Origin of the sequence: Stenoxybacter acetivorans DSM 19021 (genome assembly GCF_000745895.1) — a bacterium.
GTDB classification, from domain to species: Bacteria; Pseudomonadota; Gammaproteobacteria; order Burkholderiales; family Neisseriaceae; genus Stenoxybacter; species Stenoxybacter acetivorans.
Window position 1 is genome coordinate 1 of sequence record NZ_JQKE01000060.1, and the last position, 16,381, is coordinate 16,381.

General features: G+C 46.2%; 18 protein-coding genes and 2 tRNA genes. 11 read left to right on the plus strand and 9 right to left on the minus strand.

The genetic code is table 11. The features are described 5' to 3' along the window. Window positions 1-357 (plus strand): integrase core domain-containing protein (locus Q384_RS08635; RefSeq protein ID WP_037587212.1); only part of this gene is annotated, 357 nt, incomplete at its 5' end. Between the two features lie 195 nt (window positions 358-552). Here Q384_RS08635 and nadE read toward each other — a convergent pair. The 4 genes from nadE to pgsA all read right to left on the minus strand — a co-directional run bounded on the left by nadE (window position 553) and on the right by pgsA (window position 5,315). Next, window positions 553-1,341, minus strand: a complete 789-nt coding sequence (gene nadE / locus Q384_RS08640) for an NAD(+) synthase (RefSeq protein WP_037587213.1) — start codon at window positions 1,339-1,341, stop codon at window positions 553-555. 37 nt (window positions 1,342-1,378) lie between these two features. Continuing rightward, the gene (locus Q384_RS08645) at window positions 1,379-1,966 is read right to left on the minus strand and encodes an NAD(P)H-dependent oxidoreductase (RefSeq protein WP_211251099.1); all 588 of its coding nucleotides are present in this window, start codon (window positions 1,964-1,966) and stop codon (window positions 1,379-1,381) included. Window positions 1,967-2,112: 146 nt separating this feature from the next. Then, window positions 2,113-4,299, minus strand: coding sequence for a malate synthase G (locus Q384_RS08650; protein WP_037587215.1), 2,187 nt, complete (start codon window positions 4,297-4,299; stop codon window positions 2,113-2,115). 449 nt (window positions 4,300-4,748) lie between these two features. Further along, window positions 4,749-5,315 carry a CDP-diacylglycerol--glycerol-3-phosphate 3-phosphatidyltransferase gene (gene pgsA / locus Q384_RS08655; protein ID WP_037587225.1) on the minus strand — a complete coding sequence of 189 codons (567 nt, stop codon included), beginning with the start codon at window positions 5,313-5,315 and terminating at the stop codon, window positions 4,749-4,751. Window positions 5,316-5,368: 53 nt separating this feature from the next. Here pgsA and Q384_RS14350 point away from each other — a divergent pair, with 53 nt between their 5' ends. Further along, window positions 5,369-5,494 (plus strand): hypothetical protein, encoded by a 126-nt coding sequence (locus Q384_RS14350; protein ID WP_281174531.1) that lies wholly within the window; start codon window positions 5,369-5,371, stop codon window positions 5,492-5,494. A gap of 7 nt (window positions 5,495-5,501) precedes the next feature. On the opposite strand, the gene carA is transcribed toward Q384_RS14350, so the two are convergent. Together carA and Q384_RS08665 are read right to left on the minus strand one after the other, a co-directional pair. Continuing rightward, the gene (carA, locus tag Q384_RS08660) at window positions 5,502-6,635 is read right to left on the minus strand and encodes a glutamine-hydrolyzing carbamoyl-phosphate synthase small subunit (RefSeq protein WP_037587216.1); all 1,134 of its coding nucleotides are present in this window, start codon (window positions 6,633-6,635) and stop codon (window positions 5,502-5,504) included. A 425-nt stretch (window positions 6,636-7,060) separates the two neighbouring features. Next, window positions 7,061-8,209 (minus strand): polyamine ABC transporter substrate-binding protein, encoded by a 1,149-nt coding sequence (locus Q384_RS08665; RefSeq protein ID WP_037587227.1) that lies wholly within the window; start codon window positions 8,207-8,209, stop codon window positions 7,061-7,063. Window positions 8,210-8,232: 23 nt separating this feature from the next. Here Q384_RS08665 and Q384_RS14355 point away from each other — a divergent pair, with 23 nt between their 5' ends. Continuing rightward, the gene (locus Q384_RS14355; protein WP_281174532.1) at window positions 8,233-8,361 is read left to right on the plus strand and encodes a hypothetical protein; all 129 of its coding nucleotides are present in this window, start codon (window positions 8,233-8,235) and stop codon (window positions 8,359-8,361) included. Between the two features lie 89 nt (window positions 8,362-8,450). Here Q384_RS14355 and ruvX read toward each other — a convergent pair whose 3' ends face one another. Together ruvX and Q384_RS08675 are read right to left on the minus strand one after the other, a co-directional pair. Beyond that, window positions 8,451-8,921, minus strand: coding sequence for a Holliday junction resolvase RuvX (gene ruvX, locus Q384_RS08670; protein ID WP_051940785.1), 471 nt, complete (start codon window positions 8,919-8,921; stop codon window positions 8,451-8,453). Next, window positions 8,914-9,483, minus strand: a complete 570-nt coding sequence (locus tag Q384_RS08675) for a YqgE/AlgH family protein (protein ID WP_037587217.1) — start codon at window positions 9,481-9,483, stop codon at window positions 8,914-8,916. Before Q384_RS08675 ends, ruvX begins: the two co-directional genes overlap by 8 nt. A 299-nt stretch (window positions 9,484-9,782) precedes the next feature. Here Q384_RS08675 and gpmI point away from each other — a divergent pair, with 299 nt between their 5' ends. The 8 genes from gpmI to Q384_RS08715 all read left to right on the plus strand — a co-directional run bounded on the left by gpmI (window position 9,783) and on the right by Q384_RS08715 (window position 15,802). Continuing rightward, a complete protein-coding gene (gpmI, locus tag Q384_RS08680; protein ID WP_037587218.1) occupies window positions 9,783-11,303 on the plus strand; it encodes a 2,3-bisphosphoglycerate-independent phosphoglycerate mutase in 1,521 nt (506 codons plus the stop codon). Window positions 11,304-11,307: 4 nt separating this feature from the next. Beyond that, the gene (locus Q384_RS08685; RefSeq protein ID WP_037587219.1) at window positions 11,308-11,661 is read left to right on the plus strand and encodes a hypothetical protein; all 354 of its coding nucleotides are present in this window, start codon (window positions 11,308-11,310) and stop codon (window positions 11,659-11,661) included. A gap of 40 nt (window positions 11,662-11,701) precedes the next feature. Beyond that, window positions 11,702-13,087, plus strand: a complete 1,386-nt coding sequence (locus Q384_RS08690) for a murein hydrolase activator EnvC family protein (RefSeq protein WP_051940788.1) — start codon at window positions 11,702-11,704, stop codon at window positions 13,085-13,087. Between the two features lie 105 nt (window positions 13,088-13,192). Continuing rightward, window positions 13,193-13,615 carry a pyridoxamine 5'-phosphate oxidase family protein gene (locus Q384_RS08695; RefSeq protein WP_211251100.1) on the plus strand — a complete coding sequence of 141 codons (423 nt, stop codon included), beginning with the start codon at window positions 13,193-13,195 and terminating at the stop codon, window positions 13,613-13,615. Window positions 13,616-13,971: 356 nt separating this feature from the next. After that, window positions 13,972-14,208 carry an acyl carrier protein gene (gene acpP / locus Q384_RS08700; protein ID WP_037587222.1) on the plus strand — a complete coding sequence of 79 codons (237 nt, stop codon included), beginning with the start codon at window positions 13,972-13,974 and terminating at the stop codon, window positions 14,206-14,208. A gap of 102 nt (window positions 14,209-14,310) precedes the next feature. Further along, on the plus strand, window positions 14,311-15,555 hold the full coding sequence (fabF, locus tag Q384_RS08705) for a beta-ketoacyl-ACP synthase II (RefSeq protein WP_037587223.1): 1,245 nt from the start codon (window positions 14,311-14,313) through the stop codon (window positions 15,553-15,555). A gap of 81 nt (window positions 15,556-15,636) precedes the next feature. After that, window positions 15,637-15,713: transfer RNA gene (locus tag Q384_RS08710), tRNA-Arg, on the plus strand. Between the two features lie 14 nt (window positions 15,714-15,727). Next, window positions 15,728-15,802 (plus strand) — tRNA-Glu (locus Q384_RS08715). Window positions 15,803-16,110: 308 nt separating this feature from the next. Here the strand turns inward: Q384_RS08715 and Q384_RS08720 are convergent. Continuing rightward, window positions 16,111-16,381: transposase (locus Q384_RS08720; protein ID WP_037587224.1), on the minus strand; the 271-nt coding region annotated here is incomplete at its 5' end.

A 16,381-nucleotide genomic window follows, 5' to 3' on the forward strand; every position in this document is an offset into this window, starting at 1 on the left:
TTGCAACAATGTCCTTATCAGATTGATTGCGTATACTCGGATAACGGGACAGAATACAAGGGAACGCCGGAACATGCTTTTAAAATTGTCTGTACAGAACATCGCATCAATCAAAAATTTACCCGAGTTGCCCGCCCACAGACCAATGGTAAGGCAGAGCGGGTTATCAGGACGTTGATGCAGATGTGGCACGATAAAACACGCTTTCAGGACAGTGAGCATCGAAAGCTGGAGCTAAATCGCTTCATCAACTACTACAATACGGTGAAGCCCCATAAATCACTTAACGGGGCGACACCATACGAGGTACTAGAGAAATATTTTTATTTTGATGAGAAGTGTAAACAACGCGGGTAATTCTTACAAGCAGCAATACTACAAGTGTTATTGCTTCATTGACAATAATCAATAATCGGTAAAATGGTTAATTTTATTTTCAGGCAGCCTATCGAGTAACAGGCTGCCTGAAAATGATTGTATTTATTTTACTAAAACCCATAAAAACAAATGGTTATAGCACGGGTTGTAAAAAATATTTCCACGCTTCCCAGCTCACAGCCATTTCTGCGGAATTTCACACACTGGAATCGGTTTGATTTTGTGCTGCATAACAGTATGCAAGCGGTGGTAAATTTCAAACACTTCGCGTTCACGCCCGCTGAAGTCTGCCGCTTGGTGTTGATCGTACACCGACATTGCCCATTCCAATTCAGGATAACTTGCGCCGATGTGTTCTTCATCAGACGGGCTGTTTTCCCACAAGCCATCGGTGGGTGCGGCTGCCTGAATGCTCTGCGGCACATCTAAAGCGGCTGCCAATTCATATACTTGCGATTTTAATAAATCTGCAATCGGGCTGATGTCCACGCCGCCGTCGCCGTATTTGGTGAAAAAACCAACGCCGAAATCCTCAACTTTATTGCCTGTACCGGCAACCAATAAGCCGTTTACCTGTGCAAAATAATACAACGCCACCATGCGCAAGCGGCTGCGGCTGTTTGCCAATGCCAATTGTTCGTTGTGTGTGCCTTGCTTTGGCGCACCCACTGATAACGAAAAAGTGTCAAATGTGCTGCTCAAATCGGCACGCATTGCGTCCACGTTGGCAAACTGCTGCTGCAAGTGCGTGATGTGTTCCTGCGCCCTGCTCACTTGATCATTTGGCTGATGAATCGGCATTTCCACCAACACGGTTTTCAAACCGGTTTTTGCCGCCAATGTGGATACCACAGCCGAATCCACACCGCCGGAAACGCCCACCACAAACCCTTGCATTCCGGCGGAAGCGGCATAATCTTTCAGCCAGCCGACAATATGATTAATCACCGCTTCAGCTTGCATGTGTTTATTCCTTGTTTATTTGATTGTTTGGTTTATTTTAAGACAATGATTGCAAAACTTTTGCCAAATGCTGCTCATAATCGGCTTTGTATTGGTCAAAATGCGGGTCTTTTATGACATCATTGCACATGAACGTCGGCAAAGCTTCCATACCCAAAAATTGATGGGCTTTGTGCAAAGGAAACAGCACCGCATCAATGCCTTTGCCTTCAAATAATTGTTTTGGGTCGGTAAACGCTTCTAAAGGCGCGTTCCAAGTAACCGAAAACAGGTATTTTTTACCGTGCAGCAAGCCGCCGCTGCCGTATTTTTTGCTGCTGTCGCTGCGTGTGCGCCCATCGGATTCATATAGTTTGCCGTATCCGACGGTAAACACTTCGTCCATGTATTTTTTGGTAATCCACGGTGCAGACATCCACCAAATCGGAATTTGATGAATCACCACATCGGCAGCGGCAAATTTTTCTGCTTCCGCTGCTGCGTCATAGCCGTCATCAATGTGGCATTCGCTCACTTTTACGCCGTTTTTCAACAAAAAATCCTTTGCAACTTCATGCAAAGAATCGTTGAGTTTGCCGTGTGAATGACCGAAGTCTTTCGCGCTGTTTAAAAGCAAGATATTCATTATTTCTCCTTATGTGGATTGAATGATAATTAAACAGTAAGTATATACGTAAACGGATTTATTCTCTAACTGAAAACGCTTTTTGCTGTTTTCTACCAACAAAAAGCGTTTGTATTCCGTTTTCGACAGCAGCCAACGGCAAGGTTTTAAGAAGCTGCTTCTTCTCCTTTTACCACTCGCCGCCAATGATGCAATAACGGCTCGGTGTAACCGCTTGGCTGTGCCACGCCTTTGAAGATTAAATCGCCGGCGGCTTTGAATGCGCATGATGTGTCTTCATGCCCCGCCATTGGGCGGTAATTCGGATCATCGGCATTTTGCTTATCAACCATAGCCGCCATGCGCGACAAGGTTTCTTTAATCTGCGCTTCAGTAACAATGCCGTGCAGCAGCCAATTGGCAACATGCTGGCTGGAAATACGCAAAGTGGCTCGGTCTTCCATTAAGCCGATGTTGTGAATATCGGGTACTTTGGAGCAACCCACGCCTTGATCAACCCAGCGCACAACATAGCCCAAAATGCCTTGGCAATTGTTGTCCAGTTCTTCTTGAATTTCTGCGGCAGACCAATCGGTTTTGGCGGCAACGGGAATGTTGAGTAAGTCGTCCAACCAATCATTGTGTTCATTCGCCAGTTGTTTTTGCACATCAAATACATTGACTTGATGATAATGCAGGCTGTGTAAAGTAGCCCCTGTAGGCGACGGCACCCATGCAGTGGTGGCCCCTGCTTTTGGATGTGCAATTTTTTGCTGCAACATTTCCGCCATTAAATCGGGCATCGCCCACATGCCTTTGCCGATTTGTGCTTTGCCGGGCAACCCGCACTGCAAGCCCACTTGTACGTTGCTGCGTTCGTAAGCATTAATCCATTTGCTGGATTTCATATCACCTTTGCGTATCATTGCGCCGCTTCGCATGGCGGTGTGCATTTCGTCGCCGGTGCGGTCAAGGAAACCTGTGTTAATGAATACCACTCGCTCGCGGGCGGCATAAATACAGGCTTTGAGGTTTACCGATGTGCGGCGTTCTTCGTCCATAATCCCCATTTTCAGGGTGTTGTGCGGCAAATCGGTGAGTTGCTCCGCAGCACCGAATAAATCGTTGGCAAACGCCGCTTCTTCGGGACCGTGCATTTTCGGTTTAACGATATAAACACTGCCGGTTCGGCTGTTGGTGTTTTCACTGCGCTGCAAATCGAATGGTGCAATTAAACCCGTCATCACCGCATCTAAAATGTTTTCGGGGATTTCTTGTCCGTTTTCGTCCAATACCGCAGGCGTGGTCATTAAATGGCCAACATTGCGGATAAACAGCAGCGAACGACCGGGCAATTTGAATGTGGTTTTGCCGTCGGGCTTTAAATATTCACGGTCAGGGTTGAGTTTGCGGGTAAAGGTTTTACCGTCTTTTTCCACCGTTTCTACCAGCGTACCGGTCATCAAGCCCAGCCAGTTGCGGTACACCAAGGCTTTGTCTTCGCCGTCCACCGCCGCCACTGAATCTTCACAGTCCATGATGGTGGTCAGCGCGGCTTCCATGATGATGTCTTTGATGCCGGCGGGATCTTGCTGACCAATCGGGCTGGTTTTGTCAATTTGCACATCAAAATGCAAACCATTTTGCAAGAATAAGAGTGAAATCGGTGCGTCTGCCACGCCTCTGAAACCAACGAAATACTGCGGATTGAGCAAACCGATTTTACTGCCGTCTTTGAGCGTTACTTGCAGGTTGCCTGAAACCACTTGATACGCCAGCGCATCTTTGTGGCTGCCTGAAACCAGCGGTATGCTGTTGTCTAAAAAATCACGCGCAAACGCGATAACGGCATCACCGCGTTTGGGGTTATACCCTTTGCCCGGCGCAAGTTCGCCTTTTTGACTGATGGCATTGGTGCCATAGAGCGCATCATACAAACTGCCCCAGCGGGCATTGGCGGCGTTTAGCGCGTAGCGGGCGTTCATAATCGGCACCACCAATTGCGGTCCTGCTTGTTCGGCAATTTCGCGATCCACATTGGCGGTGGTGATGGTGAAATCTGCCGGCTCGTCTGTGATGTAGCCAATGTCTTTCAGGAAGCCTTTATATGCCGCAATATCAGCAATCGCTCCTTTGTGTTCGCTGTGCCAAGCGTCCAGCTTTGTTTGAAATTCATCGCGTTTTGCCAGCAATGCACGATTGCGCGGGGCAAATTGATTTACCAATTTGCCGAATCCTTGCCAAAATTTTGCCGCATCAATGCCTTGCGGGTGTTTTGCCAAGACTTCATCGGTAATGAAACGATACAGATTTTCTTCTACTTGCAAATTGGCAGCGGCTATGTATTGAGCCATGGTGTTTCCTCACTTTGTTTTGTTTATTTCTGATTTAGAACAATCAACGACAACCACAGGGTCAATTCGTTTTTTTTGTTGCAACCGATAAAATTGCCTGAAAACAAGTAAAGTTTCAAGTGTTTTGTGATGATTTTTTGAATACTGCGGGATTGATTATTACAACATTTTGATTTTTTTATTTTTTATAAAAATGTTAAATTTTTCACTGTATGACAAAAGTCAATTTTGACAAGATATTCTGCTGCTCTAAAACAACAATACAAGGCTGTCTGAATAATCTGCCGCCGCAATCAAAACGGCAGGCAGATACCGCACTGGTTTTGCTTCATAATTATGGTAATAGGATACAAAGTTTATTGATTTTCAAGCAGTTTATTGTATTTGGCTGCTCAATTTAAATTAAATCCATTGCGACACTCTGCCTTGTTTAATGGTATTTAATCATGTTACCGAAATTCTTTCATTGCCATTTTCAGATAATAAAACATTGACCACAAAGTAAGAATGGCGGCAATCAACATAAAAACATTGCCCAACCAGATAAGATTAATGCCCAGCCACGGAATGTCATAGATTAATAACAATAAAATAGCAACCATTTGTGCGGTGGTTTTGAGTTTGCCGATTTGAGCAACCGCAACGCTGCTGCGTTTTCCCAGCTGCGCCATCCATTCGCGCAAGGCAGAAATAGTGATTTCCCTGCCGATAATAATCATGGCAAAAATAGCATAGGTGCGCCCGATGGATACCAGCAAAATCAAGGCAACAACAACCATGAGCTTATCGGCAACAGGGTCAAGAAACGCGCCAAAATCAGAAGTTTGATGCCATTTACGCGCCAAATAACCGTCAAACCAATCGGTAATGGCGGCGGCGGCAAATAAAAAAGCGGCAAACCAATTGATCTCGGTGTTGTTCAGCCAGCCTGCGGGCAAGTAGAACAACACAGTGAACAAGGGAATAAGCAAGATGCGCAGCCATGTAAGCAAAATGGGGATATTCCAAGCAGGCATGAGCAGGGCTTTCTGTTGTGTGTTTGGCTTGTCGGTAAAATACAGGCACGGCAATGAGGCTGCCTGAAAATATTTTGTTTTTTATTCATGCCGATGCGGTAAAAGTGCATCAGCACCATGTCAATAAGCAAAGCACAAACCAATGTGTTTTGTTTCAATCCAATATTCAGGCTGCCTGAAACCAAGTTATGCGTTTTTTGCCGCTTTGATGCTGTCAATAAAACGATCAAACAAATACGCTACATCATGCGGACCGGGGCTCGCTTCAGGGTGTCCTTGAAAGGAAAAAGCGGCTTGATCGGTTAATGCAATGCCTTGCAAAGAACCGTCAAATAAAGAGCGGTGAGTAACACGCACATTGGCAGGCAAACTCTCGGCATCTACTTCAAAACCGTGGTTTTGGCTGGTAATCATCACGCGCCCACTGTCCAAATCCTGCACAGGGTGATTCGCACCATGATGACCAAATGCCATTTTGCGGGTTTTTCCGCCCACCGCCAAGCCCAATAATTGGTGTCCCAAACAAATACCAAACAATGGTTTTTTGGCAGATAACAGTTCACGCACGGCGGAAATGGCATAATCGCACGGCTCGGGATCACCGGGTCCGTTGGATAAAAATACGCCGTCCGGATTCATCGCCAGCACTTCGGCGGCAGTGGTCTTGGCGGGAACAACGGTTAAACGGCAGCCGCGCTCTGCCAACATGCGCAAGATATTGGTTTTAACACCGAAATCATACGCCACCACGTGATACGAAAAATGCTCAGGCTGCCTGAAACCTTGCTCCAGCCGCCATTCGCCTTGGGTAAATTCATAATGGGCATGGCACGTAACTTCCTGCGCCAAATCTTTGCCTGCCATGCTGCCAAAAGCCTGTGCCTGCGCCAAAGCATGTTGTTCATCGGCATCTTTGCCTGTCATGATGCAACCGGCTTGCGCACCTTTATCACGCAGAATGCGGGTTAAGCGTCGGGTATCGATGTCTGCAATGGCCACGGTTTGGTGGCGTTTCAGGTAATCACCAAGGCATTCTGTTGCGCGGAAATTGCTGTGCTGCAAAGGCAGGTCGCGAATAATTAAACCTGCGGCATATACTTGACGGCTTTCGGTGTCTTCGGCATTTGTGCCGGTGTTGCCGATGTGCGGATAGGTAAGCGTAACCATTTGCTTGGTGTAGGACGGGTCGGTAAGGATTTCCTGATAACCGGTCATGGCGGTGTTAAAAACCACTTCGCCGACAGCGACTCCCTGCGCACCAACGGCAATACCGTGAAACACAGAGCCGTCTGCCAAAACCAAAATTGCTGTTGTTGTCATTGATTGTGTCCTGTCATTTTTTGTTTTTGAGCCGATGTTTTTTTGTGAGGCTGAATTTGTATTTATTTTGTGCTGTATGTATTGAATTGGGCTATTTTTATTGTTGTGCTTGGTACATATTCAACTTATTCCGCCGTCTTGGTCTGTGTTGTTATCGCAGTGTCATTTTAAAAGCAGGAACTTCAGTTCAGCAACACAGTATTCATGATGCCCCAGGCAGAAAAAAGCTGCCGTGATTTTAATTGTTTTCTATATATTGCCTAAATCAAAGACTACCTGCAAAAAGCACGCCGCACATCAGAAATCATGTGCCGCGTGCTTTTAAATGCAGTGCGCTCACGCCTGCACAGAGAAGCGGGTTATTCTAGCGGTAAATCGGGTTTTCAGGCAACCTGAAACGCACTGAACAACAACCATTTGATGTTTTATCGTGCTGCTTTAAGATTTTGCCATTGACGCACTTCATATTTCAGCACATCGGGTTGCGTGGGCAGCATAATGTAGCTGTTCGCCATGACTTCTTCCGAAGGGAAAATACTGAGGTCATTACGGTATTCCGCAGCCATCAGTTCTTTTGCCGGCAAGCTGGAAGGCGCGTAAGTAACATAATCGCCATTACGGGCGGCAATTTTGGGGTCTAAAATCCAGTCAATATAACGATGTGCGTTTAATACATTGGCGGCATCAACCGGAATAACAAAGGCATCTGCCCACAAACCAACACCGCTTTTCGGCACCATCACTTCAATATCGTCTTTACCTGAAGACTCCGCGCGGCGGCGTTTGGCAATGTTCAAATCACCGCCAAAACCCACTGCCACGCAAACATCACCGCGCGCCAAGTCATCAATATAGCCCGAAGACGTAAACCGTTTAATATTGGCACGGTTGTTTTGTAATACTTTACCGGCGGCATCTATGTCGGCAATATCATTGCTGTTGGGATTTTTGCCGGCGTAATGCAAAGCAAGCGGATACATTTCCGCAGGGCTGTCCAAATAGCTGATGCCGCATTTCTTCAGTTTGGCGGTGTATTCAGGATTAAAAACCAAATCCCATTGATTTTCAGGCAACCTGTCTGCACCCAATGCCGCTTTTACTTGTTTCGTATTGATGGCAAAAGTGTTCATGCCCCAAAAATTCGGCACCGCATAGGCATTGCCCGGATCAACATCAGAAAGCAGCTCCAATAGCTTTGGATTGATATTTTTCCAATTATTAATCAACGATTTATCTAATTTTTGATACGCGCCTGCTCGAATTTGCCGCCCAAGAAAAGCGTTGGACGGACCTGCCAAATCATAACCGGATTTACCGGTTAATACGACACTTTCTAAGGCTTCATCGCTGTCGTAATAGTTGTAGGTTACTTTAACACCGAATTTTTTTTCAAAATCGGTTACGGTTTCCGGATCAACATAGTCAGACCAATTATAAATCTTCAACTCTGTTGTTTCAGGCAACTTTGATATTGCAGCTTGCCCCGCTTGTTCAGCGGCGGCTTGAGTATCGGTGCTTTGATTGCCGCAGGCTGCCAATCCAAACAAAGCAAGCAGACAAACGGAACGGCGCATGGTATTCATGGATTTCCTTTTTTATGAATAAATTAAATGGTGTTGATGAATTCGATTGCGTTTATGCAAAAAGAGAACCGAAAACTGAAAACGCAATGCTGTTTATGATAAGAGGTAAACAAGAATTAAAACAAGATAAAATTCAACCATAATCAAGTGAATTTATTAAGAGAATGCCATTGTATTGATAATTTATGTTGATTTAGGCACAAAAAATTAAAGATGTTATTTCAAAATAAAATCAATTTTCAGGCAGCCTGCCGATTGCACCGCTGTCAAAAAATGTATGTAAAATTGCTTGAGCAGCCACTTGGTCTAATACATTTTTTTGTTTGCGCCCGAAAACATTGGCTTCTGCAAGCAGGCTTTGTGCCAATACCGATGACAAGCGTTCGTCCACCCAATAAACAGGCAAAGAAAAGCGGCCGTGCAGTCTTTGTCCGAATTTTCTCGCCAGTGCAGTGGTTTCGTGTTCGGTTCCGTCCAGGTGCACAGGTAAACCGACAACCAATTGATTGGGCTGCCACTCCCGAATCAATTGCCCGATGCGCTCAAATCGCAGTGAATTCACTTCAGCGCAAATGGTTTCCAACGGATGCGCCGTCTTCGTTTGCATTTCACCCACCGCAACACCGATTCGCACTTTGCCGAAATCAAATGCCAGTATGCTGCCGTGTCCGTATGCCGACACATCGGGTGATGAATTAAGCATGACCGCCGCTGCCGATAAGTTGGGCAGGAGAAACGTGCAAAAGTTTAATCGCGGCTTGATACCGTTCTTCGTAAGGCAAATCAAAAATAATACGTCTGTCTGCCGGCGCGGCAAGCCAAGCATTTTCTGCCAATTCTTTTTCCAATTGACCGGGTGCCCAGCTGGACAACCCCAAAGTCACCAATGCCTTATCCACCTTATCATCAAGTGTTAAACCGGTAACAATATCGCGGGAAGCAGTTAATGCCATGTCTTCAGCCACCAAAAAACTGCTGTCCCAAGACCCCGCAGGGCTGTGCAGTAAAAACCCGTGATCCAATTGTACCGGACCGCCAATCAACACCTGTTTGCCGTGAAAACGGGTGGGCGTGGGCAATTTAGCACCGTCAAAAATAATATCCATCGTCAAAGGTGAAGGTTTATTGATGACCACACCCATAGCACCATCGGCAGTGTGATCGCATAAAAACACCACACTGTCGGCAAAAAATGAATCTTCCAAAGAAGGCATGGCAATCAAAAAATGATTGGCAAGCGAATAAGGCCGCAAACTGTCAGTCATGTTGTTTTCCGCAAATAAAACAGATTTTCAATATGAAGCCGCGATTAAGTTTATCAAGACGTTGCTTTTATTTATAATGGCACGATAATTAAGGTCAAAACAACGGCAGTGATGATTAAACGGCTCAATCAAAGGGCTTCACTTTCATTTTGGTACTTTACAGTTTTGTGTATTGTAACCCAAGCACCGTTTTGCCAGCACCCTTTTCAAGCAGAAATAATATTGCCTGCTGTTTCAGGCAGCCCATCATTTCCGCATCGGCTATTGTTGTATAAAAATATTGTTTAGAAAGGCATTGTGTGTCATTAACCAAACCCATTGTTCTGCTGATTTTAGACGGCTTCGGCCACCGCACCGAAGGCGCAGACAACGCCGTATTGCTGGCAGATACCCCTAATTTAAACCGCCTCAAACAGCAATATGCCTATGGCACGATAGACGCATCTGAACGCATGGTGGGTTTGCCGACGGGGCAATTCGGCAATTCAGAAGTGGGTCATTTAAACATTGGTGCAGGACGCGTTGTGCCGCAAGACATCACCCGCATAGACATGGCAATTGAAGACGGCACTTTTGCACATATTCCCGCGCTCACCGCCGCATGGTCGGTTACCAACAAAACTGTTCACCTCTTGGGTTTATTTTCCGACGGCGGTGTACACAGCCACATCAACCACTTTTTTGCCGCTTTAGACGCAGCAATCGCAGCGGGCATGCAAAAAATTGTGGTGCACCCGTTTTTAGATGGCCGCGACACCCCGCCGAAAAGTGCACGTCCTTACTTACAGCGGCTGCAAGACTACGCAGCAGCAAATCCGCAAGTGATGATTGGTGCGATAGTGGGTCGATTTTATGCAATGGACCGCGACAACCGCTGGGAACGCGTTGAAACCGCCTACAACGCCCTCTTCGGCGATACACCTTTTCAGGCAGCCTCAGCGATTGAAGCACTTGAAGCGGCGTATGCACGGGGTGAAAATGATGAATTTGTGCAAGCCACTTTCATCAACCCCCAAGGCAAAATTCAAAACGGCGATGCCGTGTTGTTTCTCAATTTCCGCGCCGACCGCGCCCGCGAACTCACCCAAGCCCTCACCTTTCCCGATTTTCAAGGTTTTGTGCGCCGACACACTGCGGATTTGGGCTATTTTGCCGGCATCACCAACTACGGCGAGCAATATCCAAATCCCGTGCTGTTTGCCGCTGAACAGATAGAAAACGGCTTGGGGCAATTTTTATCTGAACACGGCTTCACCCAGCTACGCATTGCCGAAACCGAAAAATACCCGCACGTTACCTATTTTTTCAACGGCGGCCGCGAAGAACCTTATTCGGGTGAAGACCGCATACTTGTGCCTTCCCCAAAAGTTGCCACTTACGATTTACAACCCGAAATGAGCGCAGCGGCAGTGGCAGACAACATCATTGACAGCCTAAGCCATCATCGCCACGACATGATTATTTGCAACTTTGCCAACGGCGACATGGTGGGACACACCGGCGTATTAACAGCGGCAATCAAAGCAGTAGAAACCTTAGATTTGTGCATCGGCAAAGTGGTGAACGCGGCATTGGCGGCGGGCGGCGAAGTGTTGATTACGGCAGACCACGGCAATTGTGAACGCATGTATGATGCCGTTCATCATCAAGTCCACACCCAGCACACCACCGAACCTGTACCGTTTTTATACATAGGCCGCCCCGCACACATCAAAATAGGTGGCGCACTAAAAGACATTGCACCCTCATTGCTGGCAATGCTGGGGGTTGTTCCGCCTACCGAAATGAGCGGACACAGCTTGATTGAATTTGAGGAATAACATCATGAAATTTGCATGGACAGCGGCTTGGTTCTGCATGGGTTTACTGGCTCTGATGCCGTCGTTTACCTCGGCGGCAAACAGTGCGCAAGATTTACAAAGTATTCAAAAAGCCATTACCGCCACACAAAAACAAATTCGCCAAACCGCTGCCGAACAAAAAAAAGTTGATGCGGCAATCAGCCAAGCACAAAATAAATTCAACAAGATCAGTCAGGAATTGACACAGCTCAACCAACAGCACGAGCGCACACGGCAGCAAGCACAGCGTTTGCGTTTGACATTGGAAAAACTCAAAACCGAAATTGAAGAAGTACAAACCCAAGTGTCGCGCTTAACTGGCAATGCTGGGAAATGAGCGGGCGGGCACAGTTTGATTGAATTTGCGGAATAACATCATGAAATTTGCATGGGCAGCGGCTTGGTTCTACATGGTTCTACTGGCTCTGATGCCGTCGTTTACCTCGGCGGCAAACGGCGCGCAGGATTTACAAAGTATTCAAAAAGCCATTACCGCCACACAAAAACAAATTCGCCAAACCGCTGCCGAGCAAAAAAAAGTCGATGCGGCAATCAGCCAAGCACAAAATAAACTCAACAAAATCAGTCAGGAATTGGCACAGCTTAACCAACAACACGAACGCACGTGGCAGCAAGCGCAGCGTTTGCGTTTGACATTGGAAAAACTCAAAACCGAAATTGAAGAAGCACAAACCCAAGTAGCGCGCTTACTGAACGCACACTACCGCAACCGCGCACCCAACGCACTGGCAGTATTTTTGCAAACTGACAAAATACCGCAAAAAGAGCGCAATTTGGAATATATTCGTTATATTAACCAAGCAAATGAAAACGTGATTGCCCGTTTGTACAAGCAACAGCAGCAGTGGCAAAAAAACAGCATTGCAGCAAACGAACAGTTAAAAAAATTATCGGCATTGCAGCAGCAAAAAAAACAAGCATTGAATCAGTTAAGCAATCTCAAAGACAAACAAATCACCCAAAGCAAAGATTTGGCAAAGCAAATCAGTACCAAAAACCAACAACTCGCCAAACTTAAAAAAGACGAATCGCGGTTAAGCGGCTTAATAGCCAAACTCGCCACTCAAGAAGCCAATCTGCGTAAAGCAGAAACCAAAAAAACAACGAAAACAACAAAACCCAAACCGATCATCACCGCTGAAACAGAGAAAAAAACCGACAATGCCCCTGCTTCCGAACAAAATAATACTGATCAGGCAGCCAATGCCTCGGTAAAACCAAGTCAGTCAGCAGAAAATAATAATAAAACCAATAAAACCAATAAAACCACTGTGCATGGTTTAACCACAGAAGATTTGGCATTGAGCCCAACATCACCGAATTCACCGTCTGCCGCATCAAAAACCACCGGCAGCCATTCATTTTCCGCTCGGCAAGGACAAATGAAACGCCCGGTAAATGGACATATTGCCGGCTATTTCGGGCGCGAACGTCCCAACGGCGGCGTGTGGAAAGGTTTGTATATCACCACCTCGCCCACTGCCGTAAACAGCATTGCTGCCGGAAAAGTGGTGTATGCGGCCGCGTTACAAGGCTATGGCAATACGGTTATTATTGATCACGGAAGCGATTATGTCAGCGTTTACAGCGGTTTAGGCAGCATTGCTGTGCGCAAAGGTGTGCAGGTAAAAGCACAGCAATATTTGGGGCAAAGCGATCATCTAGACAGTGGCGAACCGGGTATCTATTTTGAAATTCGCTACCAAAACCGAGTAATGAATCCCTTGTCTTGGGTTAGCTAACCCATTCTTAGTATTGCTTTTGATATAAATACAGCAATAAAATGAACAAAACAGAACAAGCAATTCAAGCAATTATTTTAAAAATCGAAAAAACAGGTCATGATAATGAGCAAACAAAATTTTTTACGCATGATGGACACACAAACTGAAATTGCTTTGGCAACCAGCGTGGACAACGTGCCAAACGTGCGCGTTGTAAATTTTTATTACGACAAACAAAAGCATATTTTATTTTTTGCCACATTTGCAAACAACCCGAAAGTTGCCGAAATTGATGCCAATGCACGTGTGGCATTCACCACCATTCCACACAGCGGCAATGAGCACATCAAAGCCCAAGGTATTGCCAGACGCAGTGAAAAAAATATTTACGACTTGCAAGACCATTTTATAAATAAAATACCCGAATACAAAGAAACCATTGAACATGCGGGGGATTTTTTAATTGTATTTGAATTGATATTTACTTCCGCAATCGTTACCTTAGACTTAGAAAACAGCGAAATTTTGTCATTCACTGCGGTATAAAACAGATCTTTGCTTAAACAAATACCTTGCGAACGCCCGCTGACACCCTGCCATGCAGCATCGTCCTTTCACAATAAAAATAAACAGCTACTGTATTATGGACGGCATTTGTCAGAAAAATGATACTAAGCAGCAGATTGCCTGTTATTGCGGCGATATGCTAAGATAAGCCATGATTATCGCCGAAAGTACGCATTTTTTGTTTTCATTCAGATTAAAATAATCTGTTTTTAATGCAAAAATCATCGGTTTTGATGGCGGATTTCGGTATTGTTCAGTACAATGCCGAACTGATTTATTGACTTGATTCAATCAACCTTGCCCGAATGGGTTCGGGCAGCGAAGGAAAGACCAAAATGGACAACATCGAACAACGTGTAAAAAAAATCGTTGCAGAGCAGCTGGGCGTGAGCGAAGCTGAAGTAAAAAATGAATCTTCTTTCCAAGAAGATTTGGGTGCGGATTCTTTGGATACCGTTGAGCTGGTTATGGCTTTGGAAGAAGCATTTGGCTGCGAAATTCCCGATGAAGAAGCTGAAAAAATCACCAATGTACAACAAGCCATTGATTTCGTAAGTGCGCACATCAGCTAAGTTGTTGCGCGAAAGCATGATGATATAAACAACCTCCTGCCACAAGGTCTGCAAACAGGCAGCCTGAATCGGCGGGAGGTTTTTTCTGGCGGGCGTGTTTTTATGAGCAAAAAAAGAGTTGTCATCACCGGTTTGGGGCAAGTATCTCCCGTGGGCAATGATGTGAACACCGCATGGGGCAATTTATTGGCGGGCATCTCCGGCATTGACCGAATTAACCGATTTGATGCAGGGCAGCTGGCATGCCAAATTGCCGGCGAAGTGAAAAATTTTGACATCGGTGCGTACATCAGTGCTAAAGAAGCACGGCGCATGGATATGTTTATTCATTACGGCATTGCTGCCGCTTTGCAGGCAATTGCCGATGCCGGTTTAGACGATACGCCTGATTTGGATAAAACCCGTATCGGCGTCAATATCGGTTCAGGCATTGGCGGTTTACCGTCAATTGAAAATACCAGCAAAGCCGTTTTTGAAGGCGGTCCGCGTAAAATTAATCCGTTTTTTATCCCCAGCTCATTGATTAACCTGATTGCCGGACACATTACCATTTTAAAAGGCTATCAAGGTCCCAGCTACGGCATTGTTTCTGCCTGTACCACCGGAGCGCATTGTTTGGGAGATGCCGCACGCATGATTGTGTACGGCGATGCCGATATCATGGTAGCGGGCGGTGCGGAAGGTGCGGTCTGTGAATTGGGTGTCGGCGGTTTTGCTGCCATGAAAGCCCTATCCACCCGCAACGACGATCCCAAAACAGCGTCCCGCCCGTGGGACAAAGGGCGCGACGGCTTTGTCATAGGTGAAGGTGCCGGCGTCATGGTGTTGGAAGAATACGAACACGCCAAAAAACGCGGCGCTCGGATTTACGCGGAATTGGTGGGCTTCGGCATGAGTTCCGATGCTTATCACATCACCGCACCCAATGTAGCGGGACCGGCATTGGCAGTGCAGCGCGCCTTAAAAGATGCCGGCATGAATCCTGAAGACATCGATTATATAAACGCGCACGGTACTTCTACGCCTTTGGGTGATGCCAACGAAACCAATGCACTGAAACTGGCTTTAGGGGATCACGCCCGCAAAGTAGTGGTCAATTCCACCAAATCTATGACCGGACATTTGCTCGGCGGTGCAGGCGGCGTAGAAGCCGTTTACACCACCTTAGCGGTCTATCATCAAAAATCCCCGCCCACCATCAATTTACAAGAACAGGATATTGAAGGCGGCTGTGATTTAGATTACTGCGCCAACGAAGCACGTGATATGACCATACGCGCAGCCATTTCCAACTCATTTGGTTTCGGCGGTACCAACGGTACGGTGGTAATAAAGCGATTTGAATAAAAAAATCTGCTGAAAAGCCCGAAAATATTCAGAAACGTATTGACAGGTAAAAACACCTACCCTATAATGCATTTTTTTCACGCACCCGTAGCTCAGTTGGATAGAGTATCTGGCTACGAACCAGAGGGTCGGGCGTTCGAATCGCTCCGGGTGCGCCACCAAATTTTATTCCGCGCCCATCGTCTAGCGGTTAGGACATCGCCCTTTCACGGCGGTAACCGGGGTTCGATTCCCCGTGGGCGTGCCAAAATATAACGAGGTTCAAGTTTAACTTGAGTCTCGTTTTCTGTCTGTGCAAAAATTTTGCTGCATAATGCAATGTAGTTAATCTTGGTTGTTACTCCGCCGCGAGAATGACCAATTGCTTGATTGTATGTTCCACCTACCGCACCTTGTTCATGACGATGTACTTTCGATATTGTGCCGTTAATGGCGGCATATTCTAAATCCGGTTTGTCACTTAGCGCATTGAGAATATTCCTAAAGATACTTTTTTAACCAATTGTTGTATCGTTTGTAAAGAGGGCGTTCAAAATTCTGTGTCAGTGTTAAATCCTACAGTTTGATTATATCATCGAGTCTTCCTTCGAAATAAATGGAAAATTGGCTGACCGCCTGCCCCCAATTCTGTATGGGCATCGTCCATTTTTCTGATGCCTTATTGATGCCGACATACAAAAGCTTCAGCAGACTGTCCTCATTGGGAAACGCACCTTTGGTTTTGGTCAGCTTGCGGAATTGACGGTGTACCGCTTCCACCGCATTGGTGGTGTAAATCGGTTTGCGTATCGCTTCAGGATAACGGAAATACGCCGACAAAAGCGGC

Excerpts from the sequence above, each read along its gene's own strand:
- nadE (WP_037587213.1), bottom strand. The coding sequence starts at position 1,341 with ATGCAAGCTGAAGCGGTGATTAATCATATTGTCGGCTGGCTGAAAGAT.
- Q384_RS08645 (WP_211251099.1), bottom strand. The coding sequence starts at position 1,966 with ATGAATATCTTGCTTTTAAACAGCGCGAAAGACTTCGGTCATTCACAC.
- Q384_RS08650 (WP_037587215.1), bottom strand. The coding sequence starts at position 4,299 with ATGGCTCAATACATAGCCGCTGCCAATTTGCAAGTAGAAGAAAATCTG.
- pgsA (WP_037587225.1), bottom strand. The coding sequence starts at position 5,315 with ATGCCTGCTTGGAATATCCCCATTTTGCTTACATGGCTGCGCATCTTG.
- Q384_RS14350 (WP_281174531.1), top strand. The coding sequence starts at position 5,369 with ATGAGGCTGCCTGAAAATATTTTGTTTTTTATTCATGCCGATGCGGTA.
- carA (WP_037587216.1), bottom strand. The coding sequence starts at position 6,635 with ATGACAACAACAGCAATTTTGGTTTTGGCAGACGGCTCTGTGTTTCAC.
- Q384_RS08665 (WP_037587227.1), bottom strand. The coding sequence starts at position 8,209 with ATGCGCCGTTCCGTTTGTCTGCTTGCTTTGTTTGGATTGGCAGCCTGC.
- Q384_RS14355 (WP_281174532.1), top strand. The coding sequence starts at position 8,233 with ATGAATAAATTAAATGGTGTTGATGAATTCGATTGCGTTTATGCAAAA.
- ruvX (WP_051940785.1), bottom strand. The coding sequence starts at position 8,921 with ATGCTTAATTCATCACCCGATGTGTCGGCATACGGACACGGCAGCATA.
- Q384_RS08675 (WP_037587217.1), bottom strand. The coding sequence starts at position 9,483 with ATGACTGACAGTTTGCGGCCTTATTCGCTTGCCAATCATTTTTTGATT.
- Q384_RS08685 (WP_037587219.1), top strand. The coding sequence starts at position 11,308 with ATGAAATTTGCATGGACAGCGGCTTGGTTCTGCATGGGTTTACTGGCT.
- Q384_RS08690 (WP_051940788.1), top strand. The coding sequence starts at position 11,702 with ATGAAATTTGCATGGGCAGCGGCTTGGTTCTACATGGTTCTACTGGCT.
- Q384_RS08695 (WP_211251100.1), top strand. The coding sequence starts at position 13,193 with ATGAGCAAACAAAATTTTTTACGCATGATGGACACACAAACTGAAATT.
- acpP (WP_037587222.1), top strand. The coding sequence starts at position 13,972 with ATGGACAACATCGAACAACGTGTAAAAAAAATCGTTGCAGAGCAGCTG.
- fabF (WP_037587223.1), top strand. The coding sequence starts at position 14,311 with ATGAGCAAAAAAAGAGTTGTCATCACCGGTTTGGGGCAAGTATCTCCC.